15 protein-coding genes are annotated in these 17275 nt (G+C 73.7%); 3 read left to right on the top strand and 12 right to left on the bottom strand.

Going from position 1 to position 17275, the window contains the following annotated elements; genetic code table 11:
• Positions 1–54 precede the first annotated feature (54 nt).
• The 5 genes from IH54_RS0100480 to IH54_RS0100460 form a co-directional block, all read right to left on the bottom strand.
• A complete protein-coding gene (locus tag IH54_RS0100480) occupies positions 55–1581 on the bottom strand; it encodes an RICIN domain-containing protein (RefSeq protein WP_078861809.1) in 1527 nt (508 codons plus the stop codon).
• 156 nt (positions 1582–1737) lie between these two features.
• Entirely contained in the window at positions 1738–2499 is a 762-nt protein-coding gene (locus IH54_RS0100475) for a carbohydrate ABC transporter permease (protein ID WP_052396947.1), read from the bottom strand.
• Positions 2500–2558: 59 nt separating this feature from the next.
• Positions 2559–3542 (bottom strand): carbohydrate ABC transporter permease, encoded by a 984-nt coding sequence (locus IH54_RS0100470; RefSeq protein WP_031511998.1) that lies wholly within the window; start codon positions 3540–3542, stop codon positions 2559–2561.
• 30 nt (positions 3543–3572) lie between these two features.
• Positions 3573–4820 carry a sugar ABC transporter substrate-binding protein gene (locus tag IH54_RS0100465; protein WP_031511997.1) on the bottom strand — a complete coding sequence of 416 codons (1248 nt, stop codon included), beginning with the start codon at positions 4818–4820 and terminating at the stop codon, positions 3573–3575.
• 100 nt (positions 4821–4920) lie between these two features.
• Entirely contained in the window at positions 4921–6936 is a 2016-nt protein-coding gene (locus IH54_RS0100460; protein WP_031511996.1) for a glycoside hydrolase family 127 protein, read from the bottom strand.
• Between the two features lie 335 nt (positions 6937–7271).
• Between IH54_RS0100460 and IH54_RS0100455 the strand changes: the two genes are divergently transcribed.
• From IH54_RS0100455 to IH54_RS0100445, 3 genes are all read left to right on the top strand, one after another.
• Complete coding sequence (locus tag IH54_RS0100455) at positions 7272–8294, top strand: LacI family DNA-binding transcriptional regulator (RefSeq protein WP_031511994.1); 1023 nt, start codon at positions 7272–7274, stop codon at positions 8292–8294.
• Between the two features lie 80 nt (positions 8295–8374).
• Positions 8375–9376, top strand: a complete 1002-nt coding sequence (locus IH54_RS0100450) for an MDR family NADP-dependent oxidoreductase (protein WP_031511993.1) — start codon at positions 8375–8377, stop codon at positions 9374–9376.
• A 22-nt stretch (positions 9377–9398) separates the two neighbouring features.
• A complete protein-coding gene (locus IH54_RS0100445) occupies positions 9399–9779 on the top strand; it encodes a MerR family transcriptional regulator (protein ID WP_031511992.1) in 381 nt (126 codons plus the stop codon).
• 56 nt (positions 9780–9835) lie between these two features.
• On the opposite strand, the gene IH54_RS0100440 is transcribed toward IH54_RS0100445, so the two are convergent.
• From IH54_RS0100440 to IH54_RS0100410, 7 genes are all read right to left on the bottom strand, one after another.
• Positions 9836–10348, bottom strand: coding sequence for a hypothetical protein (locus IH54_RS0100440; protein WP_031511990.1), 513 nt, complete (start codon positions 10346–10348; stop codon positions 9836–9838).
• Positions 10345–11220 (bottom strand): hypothetical protein, encoded by an 876-nt coding sequence (locus tag IH54_RS0100435; protein WP_031511989.1) that lies wholly within the window; start codon positions 11218–11220, stop codon positions 10345–10347. The genes IH54_RS0100440 and IH54_RS0100435 overlap by 4 nt, the downstream gene beginning before the upstream one ends.
• The gene (locus IH54_RS0100430) at positions 11217–12830 is read right to left on the bottom strand and encodes an AMP-binding protein (RefSeq protein WP_031511988.1); all 1614 of its coding nucleotides are present in this window, start codon (positions 12828–12830) and stop codon (positions 11217–11219) included. Before IH54_RS0100430 ends, IH54_RS0100435 begins: the two co-directional genes overlap by 4 nt.
• 9 nt (positions 12831–12839) lie before the next feature.
• Positions 12840–13199: a DoxX family protein gene (locus tag IH54_RS0100425; RefSeq protein WP_031511987.1), complete on the bottom strand. Its 360-nt coding sequence runs from the start codon at positions 13197–13199 to the stop codon at positions 12840–12842.
• A gap of 115 nt (positions 13200–13314) precedes the next feature.
• Positions 13315–13632, bottom strand: coding sequence for an acyl carrier protein (locus IH54_RS0100420; RefSeq protein WP_031511986.1), 318 nt, complete (start codon positions 13630–13632; stop codon positions 13315–13317).
• Positions 13633–13682: 50 nt separating this feature from the next.
• On the bottom strand, positions 13683–15428 hold the full coding sequence (locus tag IH54_RS0100415) for an acyl-CoA dehydrogenase (RefSeq protein WP_031511984.1): 1746 nt from the start codon (positions 15426–15428) through the stop codon (positions 13683–13685).
• Positions 15425–17272, bottom strand: a complete 1848-nt coding sequence (locus IH54_RS0100410; protein WP_063762130.1) for an acyl-CoA dehydrogenase family protein — start codon at positions 17270–17272, stop codon at positions 15425–15427. The genes IH54_RS0100415 and IH54_RS0100410 overlap by 4 nt, the downstream gene beginning before the upstream one ends.
• Positions 17273–17275 lie beyond the last annotated feature (3 nt).

Genomic DNA, 17275 nt, shown 5'->3' with positions numbered 1-17275 from the left:
ACGGGTCGCCCGGGTCCCCGGCCCGCGCCGGGGCCCCGGGGTTCCCGGTCGTCGTCAGCCGAGCGACCAGGTCTGGTTGCTGCCGCCGTTGGCGTCCCACTGCTCGACGAGGGCGCCGTCCGCCGTCGATCCGCCGGCCACGTCGGCGACGAGGCCGCTGCCGAGGTTGACCAGGACGTAGGAGGAGCCGGACGGTGACGTGTAGCCGCCGGCGGCCTGGAGGACCCAGCGCTGGTCGGCCGCGCCGTCCGCGCCGCGGATGTCCAGCCGGGTGCCGGCCGCGGTGGAGCCGCCGGGTACGTCCAGCTGCTTGCCGCTGCCCACGCCGGTCACGGTGTAGGTGCTGCCGGCGACACGGTGCAGGGTCCACTGCTGGTTGGTGCCCGAGTTGGCGCTCCACTGCTCGACGGCTGAGCCGTCCGCGGTCGCGGCGTCCTTGACGTCGAGGCGCTTGCCGCTGCTCGCGGCGGTGATCCGGTACGTGCCGTCGGCGGGGTTGCTCGTGCCGGTCCAGGTGCCGGCGGCGGTGTCGAGGGTCCAGGAGTTCTGCCAGGAGACCGCCGCCGTGCCGCCGCCGAGGGTCAGCGGCAGCCACACCTCGGGCGACGAGCCGAGGTCGGAGGTGGTCCAGCGGTCGGCGGCGAAGACGTACGCGGTGCCGCCGCTGCCCGCCACCGGGATCACGTTGGCCGTCTGCGAGTTGTAGGTGTGGGTGCCGACCGGCGCGACGGGACGGAAGGCGGACCAGGTGCCGGTGAGCGAGGTCGCGGTCGCGTAGACGTTGTCGTTGGTGGACCAGCCGGTGAGGCTGGAGCCGAAGAGGTAGTAGCGGCCGTCCGCCTTCACCATCGCGGGGGCCTCGTAGTCGCCGAAGACGTGCACGGACGACGTGACGGAGAGGTAGTCGGCCGACAGCCGGTCGATCCGCAGCCCGTTGGCGCGGTCCTCGGTGAGCAGGTAGGCCGAGCCGTCGGTGTCCTGGAAGAGGCCGATGTCGCGGCTCTGCTGCCCCAGCGGCTGGAAGCTGCCGCGGTAGCTGTACGGCCCGCAGGGCGTGCTGCTGGTGGCGACGCCGACCTTGGCCTCGCCGTAGGAGCTGCTGTCGATGTGCAGGTACATCACGTACGTGCCGGTGGAGGCGTTGAAGAGCACCTTGGGGCGCTCGACGACGCGGTTCGGGCCGAGGTCGCCGCTGCTCTGCCGGGTCAGGGCGTCGTTCTGCCGGGTCCAGTGCGCGAGGTCGGCGGAGCTGTAGCAGGCGACGGACTGGAAGGCGGCGTTCGAGGACGACTCCCCCGCCTTGTTCTCGCCGAAGCCGTACCAGGTGGAGCCGGCCTTGACGATGCCCAGGCCGTGCAGCTGGAGTGCGTTGCCTCCGGTGTCCTGCCAGGCGGCGCCCGGGGTGAACGTCGCCGTCCCCGCAGCCGCGGCGGGGCCCGCGCCGGTGACGGCGCCGCCCGTCACCGCGACCAGGGCCACGACGAGCGGCAGCCACAGCCGGCGCAGGGCCGTCCGGACGCGGGACCAGGGCAGGGACGGGGACGGGGTGGACGGTGTGCGCAGAGCCGGTGGGGCGGACATCGCGTCACCTCTCAGGGAGTCGAAGCGGGATGGACCACGCAGGTTTGCGTAACCATCTGGCACGCGGTGGGTGTCCTCGGCCCTCCCGGGAGCGCCAAGTCCTCCCGCACCGGCGGCCCGCCACCGCGCCGGGCGCGGCGGCGGACGGCCGGCAGGTCAGTCCTTGACGGCGCCCGCCGTCACCCCGGCGGCGACGTAGCGCTGGGCCAGGACGAGCAGCACGGCGGCCGGGACGGACGCCACGACGGCGGTGGCCATGATGGCGTTCCACTCCTGGTTGTTGTTGCCGATGTACTTGTAGATGCCGAGCGTGATGGGCCGCATGCTGCCGCCGCTGTCGAGGGTGTTGGCGAAGACGAAGTCCGACCACGCCCACAGGAAGCTGAACAGCGAGACGGTGACGACGGCGTTGCGGCTGACGGGCAGCACGACGGAGGTGAAGGTGCGCCAGACGCTCGCGCCGTCGATCCTCGCCGCGGCGATCAGCTCGTCCGGGATGCCGGACATGAAGGCCGCGAAGATCATCACCCCGAAGGGCACGGCGATGGTGGAGTCGGCGATCACCAGGCCCCACCAGGTGTCCATGATGCCGAGGTCGAGGAAGATCCCGTAGAAGCCCATCGCCATGACGATGCCCGGGATCATCTGGGCGACCAGCAGGAGCAGCCCGACCGCCCCCGCCCCGCGCGGGCGCAGCGTGGCCAGCGCGTAGCCGGCCGGGGCGGCGAGCGCGAGGGTCAGCGCGACGGTGCCGAGGCCGATCAGCAGGCTGGTGCCCAGGTTGGGCAACTGGTCCTGGACGACGGCCCGGTAGCCGCTGAAGGTGGCGTGCAGTGGCAGCAGGTCGGGCGGGTCCTTGCGCATGTCCTGCTGCGGGGTGAGCGAGACGTTGATCATCCAGTAGACCGGGAAGAGCATGATCGCGGTCAGCACGACGCCGATGGCGGTGTACCGGCGGGAACGCCGGGCGCGGGAGGTCACGCCAGCCTCCTCTGGACGCGGATGTAGAACAGCCCGAAGAACAGGGCGATCAGGATCAGGATGTTGCCGACCGCGGCGCCGGGTCCGAACTCCGGGAGCAGCGAGCCGAATCCGAAGCGGTAGGACCACGTCGCGAGCGTCGACGAGGAGTCGCCGGGCCCGCCCTTGGTCATGATCCAGATCAGGTCGAAGACCTTGAGCGTGTAGATCAGCCCCAGCAGCAGGGTGATCGCCGAGACCGGCCGCAGCAGCGGGAAGGTGATCCGCCGGAACTGCTGCCAGCCGCTCGCCCCGTCCAGGCTCGCGGCCTCGTACAGCTCGGCCGGGATGTTCTGCAGGCCGCTGTAGAGGATGACCAGGTTGAAGGGGATGCCGATCCAGATGTTCGCAATGATCACGGAGGTCAGCGCCCAGTGCGGGGAGGCGAGCCAGGCCACCGGGTCGACCCCGGCGAAGTGCAGGGCGTAGTTGACGACCCCGGACTCGCTGTTGAACATCCAGGACCAGGTGGACGCCGACACGATCAGCGGCAGCAGCCACGGGACGAGGAACAGCGCGCGCAGCGTCGGCGCGAGGCGGAAGCGCCGGTTGAAGAACACCGCGAGCGCCAGGCCCAGGACGTACTGGAAGAGGATCGACACGACGGTGAAGACCATCGTGTTGCGCAGCGTGCCGGCGAAGGCCGGATCGTCGACGACCTGGCGGAAGTTGTCGAGCCCCGAGTAGGGCGCGCCGCCCTGGACGAAGGAGCGGACGGTGTAGTGCCGCACCGACAGGTCGACGTTGCGGTACAGCGGGTAGGCGTAGAAGGCTCCCAGGTAGGCGACGACCGGGGCGATGAACGCCCAGGCCACCAGCTGGGAGGGGTTCGCCCCGCGCCGGCGGCGCCGGGCGGGCTGTCGGTGCGGGCGGGCTCCGGCCGGCTCCGTCCCGGGGACGGCCGGCCGGCGCTCCAGGCCGCCGGCGCGGGTGGTGACCATGCGTGTGACTCCTCGGTCTGCCGTCGCGGCTCAGCTCTGGTGGTTCTTGACGGCTTGCTGGGCCGCGGAGAGGGCGTCCTGCGGGGACTTGGCGCCGGACAGCGCGCTCTGCACCGCCGTCCACAGCTGCTCGGAGATGACGGGGTAGCGGGTGCCGAGCCCGTCGCTCGTCCGCCCGCGGGCCGAGGCCAGGGCGGACACCCACGGCTTGAGTCCGGGGTCGGCGGCGACCTGCTGGCCCTGGACCGCGGCGACCGGCGCGACGTAGGACAGCGTGGTGTCGGTGCTGAGGTAGTTGGCGTTGCTGGTCAGGCACTCGACGATCTTCTTGTCGACGGGGTAGCGGCTGTCGTCGTCCTGCACGGGGACGGTGACGAACTCGCCGCCGGTCGGCACCGGCGCCGCACCGCCGTTGATGCCGGGGATGTTGATGATCCCGTAGCCGAAACCGGCCTTCTTGGCGTTGGCGAGCTGCCAGGTGCCGTTCTCGCCGAAGGCGTACTGCCCGGTCGCGAACTCCTGCCACGCGGTGGTCTGGGTGTTGGTGAGCACGTCCTTGGGGGCGAGGCCCTTGTCCACCCAGTCCTTCCACAGCGTCAGCGCCTTCACCCCCGCAGCGCTGTCGAGGCTCTTCAGGTCCGCGCCCGATCCCCAGTACCAGGGCAGGAACTGGAAGCTGCCCTCCTCGGTGCCGATGGCGCCGAAGCTGATGCCCTTGGAGCCGGCGGCCTTGACCTTCTCCAGGGCCGCGGTGAGCGAGGCCCAGTCGGTGATCGACGCGGGGTCGACCGCGGCCTTCTTCAGGATGTCGGCGTTGTAGTACAGCGCCAGCGTGTTGGCGCCGATCGGGACGCCGTACGCGGAGCCGTCGACGACACCCGCGCCCACGATGTTCTTCTGCATGGCGGCGGTGTCGAGGCCGACGTCGGTGGTCTTGTTGAGGATCCCGGCCTCGGTGAGGGTGGAGACGATGGGGTTGTCGACCAGCATCACGTCCGGCAGGTTGCCCTTCTGCCCCGCCAGCAGTGCCTTGTTGTTCAGGTCCGTGGTGTCCATCGCGGTCCGCTTGACGCTCACCCCGGCCTGCTTGCCGCAGGAGGTGACGAGCTTCGCCCAGGCGTCGGTGGGGCCGAACTGCGGGTAGGGGTCCCAGAAGGTGTACGTGCCCGAGGCCGCGGAGGAGGAGCCGCCGGAGCCGGAGCCCCCGCAGGCGCTGACGCCGGTCAGTGCGAGCGATGCCGCGGCCGCGGCGACGAGGGCGGTGCGCGAGTGTCTCATGGTCGTGTCGTCCTTGACTTTTCCGAGGGCCCGGCGGCGGCTGTCGGGCTGCCGCCGGGGAGGGGTGGGAGGGGCGTGGGAGGGGTGGCCGGCTGCCGGGTCATCCGGTGGGGCGCTCCGCGGGCTGCCCGGTGGGGATCCAGACGCGCATGCTGCCGTCGCGGCGGTTGGCCCAGGCGTGGTAGGGGACGGCGGTGAGCGCCACGGGCTCACCGGCTTCCGCGCCGGCGCCGTTGTCCGCCTCCCGGTAGGGCCACCACGCGGAGCCGGTGGCGGCGCGGACGGCGGGCCTGCGCCCGGTGGCCCGGACGGTGACGACACCGCCGAGCAGGTCGGGGCGTTCGGCCGCGGTCAGCGGGTGGGAGAGGTCGAGCACCAGGTCGTCCAGGCCGCCGCCGTCCTGGTCGGCCTGTTCGAGGCAGTAGACGAGCGGGCCGCGCTCGATGGCGACGCAGCCGCGTACCGCGTCCGCCCGCGGGTCGGCGGCCGTACGCCGTACGTCCAGCCGGAGGTCCAGCACGACCTCGTCGCCGGGCGCCCAGGCCCGCTCGACGCGCAGCCAGCCGTCCTCGACCGCGGGGTGCACCGGCGGCTGCCCGGCCACGGTCACCGAGAAGTCGCGGCACCACTGGGGGATGCGCAGCGAGAGCGTCCAGGGCCGGGCGGCCGCGGCTGCGTCACCGTCGGCACCCTCACCGTCGATTCCCTCCACGGTGACCGCGATCGTGCCGTGGTCCGGGTAGGCGGTGTTAACGCTCACACTCAGGGCGGTGCCTGCGGCGTCCACGGTGTAGCGGCCGGTGGCGTACTGGTGGAGCTGGAGGCCGGTGGCGCTGCCGGTGGCGATGTAGTGCTCCAGGCCGGCCAGCAGCCGCATGACGTTGGGCGGGCAGCAGGCGCAGCGGAACCAGCGGGTGCGGCGGGCGGACTGGTCGCCGCCGGTGTCGGTGTGGCCGTCGCGCACCTGCAGCGGGTTGACGTAGAGCCAGCGGTCGCCGTCCAGCGACACCCCGGCGAGGAAGCCGTTGAAGAGGGTGCGCTCGATGAGGTCGCCGTAGCGGGCGTCGCCGGTGAGCAGCGCCATCCGCCAGCTGTAGTGCACCGAGGCGACGGCCGCGCAGGTCTCGCAGTAGGCGCGCTCGGTGGGCAGTTCGTACGGGTCCCCGAACTCCTCGTGGTGGTGGTGCGCGCCCAGGCCGCCGGTGATGTGCGTCTTGGTCGCCACCATCGCCGACCAGAGCCGCTCGCACGCCGCGCGCAGCTCCGCGTCCCCGGTCTCCGCGGCCAGGTCGGCGGCCGCCGCGAGCAGGTAGAGCTGGCGTACGGCGTGGCCCTCGACGTTCTCCTGCTCGCGCAGCGGCACCCGGTCCTGGCAGTACGCCTCGCCGCCGAGCACGCCGTGGCCGTGGCGGTCGACGAACCAGCCGGCCAGGTCGAGGTAGCGGCGCTCGCCGGTCTCGCGGTAGAGCTCGACGAGCGCGGTCTCGACCTCGGGGTGGCCGTCGAAGCCGTCGAGCGGCTTGCCCGGGCCGAAGGTGGCGTCGATCTGGTCGGCGAACCGGACGGCCACGTCGAGCAGTTCGGTGCCGCCGGTGCTGCGGTGGTGGGCGACGGCGGCCTGGATGAGGTGGCCCGCGCAGTAGAGCTCGTGGCCCCAGCGCAGATCGGCGTAGCGGGCGCCGCCCTTGCCCGCCTGGACCCAGGTGTTGAGGTAGCCGTCGGACTCCTGCGCCGCGGCGACGAGGGCGACGATGCGGTCGACCTCCTTCTGCAGGGCGGCGGAGTCGCCGGCGCCCGGCGCGCCCGCCGGGCTCTGCTGGCCGAGCTGCCAGGCGGCGGCCTCCAGCCACTTGTAGACGTCGGAGTCCATGAAGGGGTAGTCGCCCTCGAAGGCGCCCTCGGCGGCGCCGGCGACCAGCCGCAGGTCGTGCAGGTTTCCCGCCGACTCCAGCAGCCCCGGCCCCTGCGGGATGCTGACCGTGGCGTTCACCGTGCGGCGCGCGTGCCAGAAGCCGCCCGTGATCGCCGCGCCGACGGCCGGCGACAGGGCCGAGCGCGCCTCGGCGCCGGGACGTACGGGTCCGCGTGGGACGGGTATCCGGCGGGTGCGGGACATGGATCTCCCCGGGTGGTGGTAGGTGCGGCGAGGGAAAGCGGGGGCACGGGCGGGGTGGACGGCCAGGTCACCGGCCCGCGCGGTGGCGTTTCCTGCTGTGCGCAAAGGTTTTCTTGGCCGGTAACCTAGGGCGACGCGCTGGACGCGTCAAGGCTGTGAACAACAGGAAAAGGATCCCGTCTCCCGGCCGTCCGAGAGGCACCTGACGGGACGTGAGGCGCCCGCCGGTGCGGCGCGGGAGGCGGCGCCCCCGGCGGTGCGCGTTCCCCGGGCTTGGGGCATGCGCCGGGTGCTGGCAGGATGAGCGCTGCCGTGGAACGAGCAAAGGATTGCCTGTGACTGAGACCGATCGTCGTCCCGCCGCCGCCGGACGCGTGACGCTCACCGATGTCGCCGCGCTGGCCGGGGTCAGCGTCGGCACCGCCTCGAAAGCGCTGAGCGGCAACGGCCGGATGCGGCCGGAGACACGGGAGCGGGTGCTCGACGCCGCGCGGCGGCTGGACTTCCAGCCCAACGAGGCCGCGCGGATCCTGCTGGCGGGGCGGACATGGACCGTCGGGCTGGTCACGACCGACGGCATCGGCCGCTTCAGCACCCCCGTGCTGCTCGGCGCCGAGGACGCGCTCGGCGCCGGCAAGATCTCCGTGCTGCTGTGCGACACCCGCGGCGACGCGATCCGTGAACGCCACTACGTCCAGACGCTGCTGGCCCGCCGGGTCGACGGCATCATCGTCACCGGCCGCCGCACCGACCCCCGCGACCCCCTCCAGGGCCTGCACGGCGTCCCCACCGTCTACGCCCTGGCCCCTTCCACCGACCCGGCCGACATGTCCGTGACCTCCGACGACGAGGGCGGGGCCCGGCTCGCCGTCGAGCACCTCATCGCGTCGGGCCGCCGCCGCATCGCCCACGTCACCGGCCCCGCCCACCACGCCGCGGCCAGCCACCGCGCCCGTCTGACGCAGACCCAGCTCGCCGATGCCGGCCTCGAACTCTCCGGCGGCCGCGTCCACTTCGGCGACTGGAGCGAGGCGTGGGGACGCCGCGCCGCGCAGGCCGTCCTGCGCACCGCGCCCGGCACGGACGCCTTCTTCTGCGGCAACGACCAGATCGCCCGCGGCGTCACCGACACCCTCCGCGAGAGCGGCCACCCCGTCCCCGAGGACATCGCCGTGATCGGCTACGACAACTGGGACACCATGGCCCTGGCCTCCCGCCCGCCCCTGACCACGATCGACATGAACCTCACGGAGATCGGCCGCATCGCCGCCCTCCGCCTTCTCGACGCCATCGACGGCCGCCCCTCGGAGGGACCGCGGACGGTGCCGTGCAAACTCATCATCCGCGAGTCGACCTGACCCCGGGCCCGGCCCGCCCGCGCTCCTGCCCCCACGGCGGGCTTGCCCCTGACCCGTGGGGCAGGGATTAGCGTCCGGGCATGAACGCGACGCATCGTCTTGTCAGACTGGCCCGCCGCCCCGAAGGGCTGCCCGTGGCCGGTGACTTCGAGCTGGTGGAGGAGCCCTTGCCGCGCCCCGGGGAGGGGCAGGTGCTGGTCCGCAACACGCACTTCCTGGTCTTTCCGGGGCTGCGCACCCTCATCGGGGGTGAGACCCGCGATGTCCCGCTGCCGCCGCTGCATGCCGGGGACGTGCTGTTCGGGCCCGCGATCGGGGAGGTGGTGGACGGGCCGCTGGAGAAGGGGCGGCTGGTGATGCACTTGCAGGGGTGGCGGGAGTACGGGGTGCCCGCCGCCGCCGAGTGCCGGGTGCTGGACGGGGGGCTGCCCGATCCGGTGGCGTACCTCGCGCAGGGCTCCGCGGCGTACGGTGCGCTGACCCGGCTGGCGCCCGTGCGCGAGGGCGACACGGTGCTGGTCACCGGTGCCGCCGGCGCGGTGGGCACGCTCGCGGGGCAGACAGCCCGGCTGCTGGGTGCCGCGCGGGTGGTCGGCAGCACCGGCTCGCCGGCCAAGGCCGAGCGGCTGCGGCGGGAGCTCGGCTACGACGCCGCCGTGCTGCGCGGGGCGGGGCCGTTCGGGGAGCTGCTCGCCGAGGCGGCGCCGGACGGGGTCGACGTCGTCGTGGACACCGTGGGCGGCGAGCAGCTGACGGCTGCCGTCCTCGCGGCGAACCGCGGTGCCCGGATCGCCCTGGTGGGGGCGCTGGACGGGCAGCTGGACCCGGACCGCGCGGGCGGCAGCGCGCCGGCCGTGCTCGACACCTACCGGCTGCTGACGCGGAGCGTCACCGTCGCCGGTTACAACGGCGTGGACCACCAGGACGTCGAGGCGGAGTGGGAGGAGCGCTTCGGGGAGTGGCTGCGGGCGGGCGCGATCCGCTTCCCGTACACGCCCGTCCGCGGAATGGAGCGCGCCCCGGGGGCGTTGCCCGCTTTGATCGCCGGGGAGTCCTTCGGGGCGGCGGTGGTGGAGTTGTAGGTCGCGGCAGGGCGGAGCGGGCATGCGGATCGGCGAGGCGGCGGCTGCGGCCGGGACGACACCGCGGGCGCTGCGCCTGTACGAGGCCCGCGGGCTGCTCCCGCCCCCGCCGCGCAGCCCGTCGGGCCAGCGGGAGTACGGCCCGGAGGAGGTGGCCCGGGTCGTCGTGATCCGCGAGCTGCTGGCCCTGGGCCTGACGCTGGAGGACGTCCGGCGGCGCGCCGACCGGCTGGACGCACTCACGCAGGACCCGCCCCGCGAGTGCTGCGGGGACGGCGGCTTCAGCGACGTCGTGGCCGGGCGGCTGGCGGCCCTGGACGCGGAGATCGCCCGCCTCACCCGCCTGCGGCAGGACCTGGCCGCGGCGGCGGCGGGCGCCGGAGGGCAGTCCGCACCGCGGTGACCCGTGCCGCGGACCTGGGGCAGGCAGGTCCGCGGCACGGGGCGTCGGCCGCCCGGTCAGGCCAGGCCGTCGAGGAGTTCGGCGAGGGCGTCCAGGTCGCGTACGACCCACGAGGACACCGACATCACCGCGAGATTGTCGACCAGGGACGTCACCGTCGCGATCGGGACGCCCGCCGCGAACGCGGCCTGCATCTCCATGGCCGTGCCCATGCTCAGCGTGCGGCCGGGAAGGTAGGCGACGCACAGGTCGCACGCCGCCGCCTCCCGTGTCATCGCGTTGAACGTCGCCCGCAGCGACGCCAGTTCCGCGGGCAGCGACCCCAGGTCGAGAACGGGGGGCGGGTCGCTCATGAGCTTGCCGACGAGCGCCAGGGTCTCCGGGTCGGCGAGCCGGCGGGTGACCTCGGTGCTCGGGTCGAAGCACTCCGCGGCGGGGAAGCGGGCGCCGACCAGGGCCGCGATCTGCTCGCGGTAGGACTGGTCGTCGGTCCGCAGGCCCTCGTTGGAGCCCTGGATGGTCCCGGCGACGAAGACCCGTCGCAGGTGGATGCCGTGTCGGTTCGTCATGCGTCCTGCAGGCGGTAGTCGGGGAGTTCCGTCCGGTGGTCGGCGATCTTCTGGTAGACCTGCGCGGCGGACACGAGGTGCTCCTCGATGTCCTGGCGCCCCAGGCCCGTGGTGCGTTCGAGGTCCGTCCAGACCGCTTCCGCCGCCGCGCCGCCGCCGTTGGGGGTCGCCACGCCCTGGCCGGAGCGCAGCCAGACGTCCCGGGCGGAGAACTCGCACTCGGCGAAGCCCTTGAGCGGGATGATCGCCTCGGCCGTCACCGCCGCGCCCGCCGTGTCCGTCACGATGGCCCGGATCGACACGCTGTTCTGCTCGGGATGGGTGAGCAGCGCGAGCATGTCGGCGGAGAACACGGCGAAGTCGAAGCGGTTCTCGGAGCGCAGCGTGAAGTGCCGGCTCAGGAAGTGCGCGCCGTTCTTCACGCTGTACTTCGAGTAGCTCAGCCGGATCCGGTAGCCCTCGCCGGACGACCGGTAGACCGCCGCGAGCCGCGCGGGGTGCTCCCCGCCCTGCTCGTCCCGCCGCACCGGCGCCGCGTCGACCTCGACCTCGGAGTGGCCGCGCCGGACCTCGTCGGCCGGGAAGACGATCGGCGTCAGGTGCATGAGGTACGGGTCGAGGACGACGACGGCGCCGCCGTCCTCGAAGACCGCGGCGATGTGCCGCATGTCCTGGAGGATCGCGGCCTTCGGGGCGCCGAGCGCCGCCGCCCGCTCCGCGACGTAGAGCGTCTGGTGGATGCACGCCACGCCGTGCCGCGGGTCGGGGTCGCTCTTGTCGTACCAGTGCAGGTACTCCGTCGCGCTGTTGTACGGCACGCCCCGCAGCACCGATTCCAGGGCGGCGGCGTACGGGTCGGAAGTCGGCGTCACGTGAATCGCTCCTCCAGCACGGTGGTGTCGGGGCTGTCGGCGAAGACCATCGACCGCAGCTCCTTGCGGCGCACCTTCCAGGTGGACGTCCGCGGGAGGCGGTGCCAGGGGATGAACACCGGCGCCGCCATGTCCGGCAGCCCGCGCGCCACCTCGGCCCACTGCTCGGCGCCGAGGTCGGGCCCGTCGAGGCTGATGACGGGGACGGGGGCCTGCTCGCCCCGGGTCAGGACGATGACCTCGACGGCGTTGTCGATCCGCTCCAGGAGCTTGCTCTCCAGCTCCGTGGCGCTGCCGCCCGGGATGGCGTCCACCGCGCGGTCGACGAAGTGGATGCGGCCGAGGGCGTCCTTGTAGCCGACGTCACCGGTGTTCCACCAGTCGCCCTTCCACTTCTCGGTCCAGCGGTCGGTCTCGCCGACGTAGTCGACGCAGATCGACTTGGCCTTCGCGAACATGACGCCGACCTGGCCGCGCTTGACGGGCCGTCCGGTCTCGGGGTCGGCGGCCTTGACGCTCACCAGCCCGGGCCACGGGTTGCCCATCATGTTCATGTCCCCGCCGGCGGCGGCCCGGCGGTTGATCTGGCCGCGGGTGTAGCCGAAGCCCGCCATCGGCCCGACCTCGCTCTGGCCCCAGCTGTGGCCCCACAGCAGGAAGCGGCGCTTGGAGGCGTTCACGAAGGGCCGGGCGATCGACGGGTGCATCAGGTCGAAGGTGTTCATGTAGTACCGGACCCGCGCGAACAGCTCCGGCCGCCTGCGTACCAGCGGCACCCAGGCCTGGAAGACGTTCGGAGTGGCCTCGATCGTGGTCGGCTGCACCCGCTCCAGCAGCCGCTCGACGTCCTCGGCCTCGTGGCTGCTGGCGATGAGCAGCGCCTTGGGGGCCCACCGCAGCTGCGCCATGGCCCAGGCGTACGCGCGCGAGTGGGCGAACGATATGGAGCTGAGGCAGATGTCCTTGGGCCCGTTGACGGCGATCGGCATCGGCAGCAGTTCCAGCTTGGTGCCGGCCCGGCAGGAGTCCGCGGTGTGGGCGACGAGCTTGGGCGTGTTCGTCGTGCCCGAGGTGTGCGTGATCATCATCAGGTCGCTGTCGGCCTTGAGGTCGAGCGCGGGCACGGGGCTGCCGCCCAGCCCGTCGAGCGTCGGCAGGCCGGCTCCGGTGTCCCCGGCGCCGCCGTCGATCAGCACGGTCTTGCCGAAGGACACCAGGTCGACGCCTGCGCGCTCGGCCGCCTCCAGCACCTGGGCGGTGACCAGGGTGACCGCGGGGTCGAGCCGCGCGAGCATCTCGCCGAGGTGCTCGGGGTAGTTCGCGCCCGAGATCGTCGCCGCGGTGGCCCCGATGCGTGCGGCGGCTGCCGCGAGCAGGACCATGTCGAAGTGGTTGCGCTTGACGACGGCGATCCGGTCGCCCTTGCGCGCGCCGGCCGCGTACAGCCGGCCGGACATCTCCCGCACCAGGCCGGCCAGCGCGGCGGCGTCGTACTCGGTGCCGGCCTCGGGTGCGATGTCGAACGGCCGGTCGAGGATCATGGTCGTGGTACGTGACTGCTCGGCGTGCCAGTCGAACAGCAGGCCGAGGTTCTTCGGCGGTTTCTTCATGGGATGTCCTCAGACCGCGAAGGAGATGACGAAGGCGGCGACGGCGCAGGCGAGGAATCCCAGGCAGTTGACCCAGAACTCCTGCTTGGTGAACCGCGCCCGGATGTGCGCGATCGACGCGCACAGGAAGTAGACGATCACACCGACGTTCGCGCTGAAGCCGATGCCGTCGTGCTTGATGCCGACCAGCAGGCCCACGATCGCGAGGGTCTTCACCACCAGGAGCACCCACCACCACTCCCGCGGCAGCTTGACTCCCTCGAGACAGGCCTGGATGAACGGGAGCGGGCGCACGGACAGCAGGACGTCCGATGCCAGCAGGACGGCCAGCGCGATCTGCGGCCACGAGGGGCTGGGACTGAGGTGCATTCTCGTTCCTTAGGTGAAAGGGGGTCGGCATCTGCCGGTGGCGCCGGGATCCCTCCGGCCGGGGGTGCCGGCGGCCGGAAGGCGGACCTTCAGGCCGGCGGCGGCTGGCTGCCTGTCACGCGCCGTCCGGCTGCTGCCCGAACTCGCCCAGCAGGTAGCCGACGAGCGCCTCGACGGTGGGGTGGTCCCAGGCGACGGTGGGCTCGACGATCAGGTCGAACTCGTCCTCGATGTCGCCGCACAGGCTGAGTGCGGCAACCGAGTCCAGGCCGTAGCCGGTCAGCGGCTCGGCCGGGTCGATCTCGGCGGCGGGCAGCCGGGTGTAGGCCGCGACGCGGCCGATGAGCCAGCCGGCCAGCGACTCGGCCGTGTGCGGCTGCGGTGTGCTCGCGGGGCCGGTCTGCGCCGAGCCGTCGGTGGTGGTGTCGATCACGGGTTCCTCCAGATCCGGATGAGGGTTCGCGGGCCGGGCGGCGGGATCCGTCAGCCGGCCGGCGCGGTGGCGTACAGGTCGAAGCTGCGGCCCTCGGCGTGCCGGCGCAGCAGCTCCTCCTGCACGCGCCCGGCGCAGTCCGCGGGCAGGGCGGCCGGGCGGCGGCCGAGCCGCCGGACGAGCCGGTCCAGGGCCGCGGCGGCCCAGGCGGGGTCGGCGAGGAAGGGGTCCGCGCCCTGGTCCCGGGCGCGGCGCCACACGCCGAGCACGGCGGCGGCGGCCAGCACGACGGCGTAGCGGTCGGACAGCGCGAAGCTCGCCGGGGAGGCCAGCGCGGTGCGGTCCACCGGCGGGAGCGCGAGGCTCTCCTGCTGGATCAGCCGCAGCTCCGCGGTGAGCTGCCGGGCCAGGGCGCGTACGGCGGCCTCGTGCGGGGAGCCGTCGGGCAGGGTGTCCGCGGCGGCGACGAGCGAGGCGCTCAGGCTGTCGCGGTCGGCGGCCAGGGCGAGTTGCCGGTAGGGGATCTCCGGCAGGCCGGTGTGCGGCTCGAACAGCGCGTCGGGTGCGGGCCCGGTGGTGAACCAGGAGCGCCGGGCGAGCCGCGGCAGCTGCGGGATGACCGTCGCCTGGCAGGCGGCGGCGCCGGCGTGGCCCAGGCTGAGCACCGGCAGGTCGCGCAGATGCTTCTGGAAGGTGCCGGTCTCGCCCTCGCGCAGGTAGAAGCGGGCGCCGAGCACCACGGAGAGGTTGTGCACGGCCTGCTGCAGCAGTGCGGGCACCAGGTACTTCACCACCGAGGCGTACACGCTCGCCTCGCCCGGCAGCAGGTGCACGCTGCGGGTGCCGGCCAGGCACAGGCAGTCGGCGGTGAGCAGGTCCAGGAAGGCTCCGCCGAGGGTGTCCCTGGCCTGCGGGATCTCGGCCACGGTGCGCTTGTAGAGGTGCCGCCCGGTGGCGAAGGACACGACCGTGCGCAGCGCGCTGTCGGCAGCGCCCAGTGCCATGCCGGGCAGGGCGCTGCGGGTGAGCTGGAAGGAGCGCAGGGCGACGTCGGCGCCGTGGCCGAGCGTACCGACGAGCGCCGTCGCCGGGACGGGGGCGCCGTCGAGCTCCAGCCCGGACAGGTGGCAGCCGCGCACGCCGACGGTGCCGTAGCGGGGCAGGACGGTCAGCCGCTCCGGCGCCACCTGGGCGCGCTCGACCATCAGCACGGAGTGGCTGCGCGGGCCGGGCGCTGGGTCGGTGCGGCTGAACAGCAGCCAGGCCCGGGCCCGGGCGGCGTTGTTGATGACCTGCTTGGTGCCGTGCAGCAGGAAGGAGCCGTCGGGCTGCACCCGGGCCGCGAAGTCGTTGCGCAGGAAGTCGTTGCCGTGCGCCAGCTCGTGGTAGGCGACGGAGACCCGGTCGCCGCCCAGCAGGATCTCCGCCAGCCGGGCCTGCTGCCGCGCGTCCCCCTCGGCCCACACGTTGACCGACGCCATGAAGGACGTGACGCCGTAGCCGAGGCCGAGCGCGACGTCGCGCCGGAAGACCTCGCGCAGGACGCGGACCAGGCCGTCGAGCCGCTCCAGCCGGCCGCCGAGTGCGGCCGGGACGAACTCGGCGTTCAGGCCGAAGGCGTCCAGCAGCTTCTCGCCGGCCGCGGACAGCTCCCCGGCCTCGTCGGCCGCCAGGATCGCGGCGTCCCCGGTCGGGTTGGCCGGGTCGCCGGGATCGCCGAACGCGGCGGCCAGTTCGGCGACCCGGGCGGCGACGCGGGCTTCCTGGTCCGTGTACTCCGCCTGAGCGGCCGTCATGACGCCCTCCCCGCGGCCGGCTCGGTGGCGCGGACGGCGGGGGCCGGCCGGCCCGTCCCGTCCTCGGCCGCTGCGGCCGGGTGCAGCGACAGGGGCAGCAGCGAGACCAGCCGGCCGCCGGAGTGCAGGGCGGTGGCCGCGTCGAGGACGGCGTCCAGCGCCTCGGGGTCGGCCGCGTCCGGGACGTCCAGCGCCGCCAGCAGCCGGGCGAGCGCGGCCCGCAGCCACAGCGCGTCCCGCCACAGCGGCGCGGTGCCGCCGGCCTCCGCCTCGGCGTGGCTGTACGTCCACAGGCCGACGCAGGCCGCGCCCGCGAAGCACAGCGCGAACCGGCGGGCGGCGTCGAAGGCGGCGGGCGGCACCTCGGTCTGCACGTCCCGCACCGCCGCCATCTGCGCGTGCACCCCGTCCACCGCGGCCACCAGGCGCTCGGCGGCGCGCAGGGCGGGCGCGAACGCCGGATCGCCCGCGGCGAGGCCGCGCAGCCGCGCGACGCACGCCGGCAGCGCGGCCAGCACGCCGCTGCCCTGCCGGGCGATGAGCGAGAGCCGGCCGAGGTCGGCGGGCGGCAGCGGCGCGGCGAGCCGGAAGGCCGCGGCCGCACCGCGCACGTCGCCTGCGCCGCGCTCGTGCGCGCGGACCAGCAACCGGAACTGGCTGATCAGCGAGTTGAGATTGACCAGGGTGTTGCCGTCGAAGAGGCCGACGATGCGGTGGTCCCGGTCGACCTTCTGGAAGCGGCCGCCGGCGTGAACGCCCTTGAGGAACGCGCGGGCGCCCAGCAGCCGGGTCAGCGCGGTGACGACGCCCTCGGTGCGGGTGGGCACGAGGTACTTGGTGACCGCGGAGACGACGGACAGCTCCGCCGGGAGGGTCTGCACCGCGCGGGCGGCCACCAGGGCGAGCGCCTCGTCCGCCAGCACGTCGGCGGTGGCCTCGGCCAGCGTCCGGCGGGCCTGCGGCAGTTCGGCGAGCGGCCTGCCGTACAGGCTGCGCCCGGCGGCGAAGTCCAGGCCGAGGGCGAGCGCATGGTCGGCGGCGCCCAGCGAGAGCGCGGCGCACATGGTGCGGGTCAGCTGGAGCGCCTTGAGCACGGTCTCCAGGCCGCCGCCCACCTCGCCGACCACCGTGTCCGCGCCGACGGGGGCGCGGTCGAAGGCGATCCCGGAGATGTCCGCGCCGCGGATGCCGTGCGTGCGCACCTTGTCCAGGTGCCGGTACGTGCCGGCCGGCAGGGTGCGCTTGTCGACCAGCAGCACGGAGTAGCCCCGTGGGCCGCCCGCCGGGTCGGTGCGGGAGAGCACCGACAGCAGGCTGCCGCGGGTGGCGTTGTTGATCAGCCACTTCTCCCCGCTGAGCAGGTAGCCCGCGCTCCGGTCCGGGTCCGCCTCAGCCACCACCTCGCCCGCCAGCAGGTCGCTGCCGTGGGCACGTTCGGTCAGCGCGAGGGAGACCCGGGTCCGGGCGGCGACGGCGTCGGCAAGCCGCCGGCACTGCTCCGCCGAGCCGCCCACCCAGACGCAGACCGCCCCGAGGTACGTCTTGCCGTGGGCGACCGCGACGGTCAGGTCGCGGCGCGCGACGGTGCGCATCACCTGCATCAGCTGCTCGTAGTCCGCGAGCCGCCCGCCGTGCGCGGCGGGGACGTAGAAGTCGTGCAGGCCCAGCTCGTCCAGCCGGTCGCAGGGTCCTGCGGGGAAGTCCTCGTGCTCGTCCAGCGCGAGGCTGCGGGCGTGGCTGAGCGGCGTCGCCGGCTCGTCCGGGTCGCCGAGATCCCACTCCAGCTGTTCGGCGAGGCGGTAGGGCGGGTACGCCTCCAGGGGCGCGTACGGTGTCCGGTCCACGGC

Source organism: Streptomyces sp. NRRL F-5123 (assembly GCF_000721495.1).
In the GTDB taxonomy this organism is placed as follows: Bacteria; Actinomycetota; Actinomycetes; order Streptomycetales; family Streptomycetaceae; genus Actinacidiphila.
The sequence above is the reverse complement of the archived record's forward strand: the minus strand, read 5'-3'. Positions and strand labels throughout refer to the sequence as shown.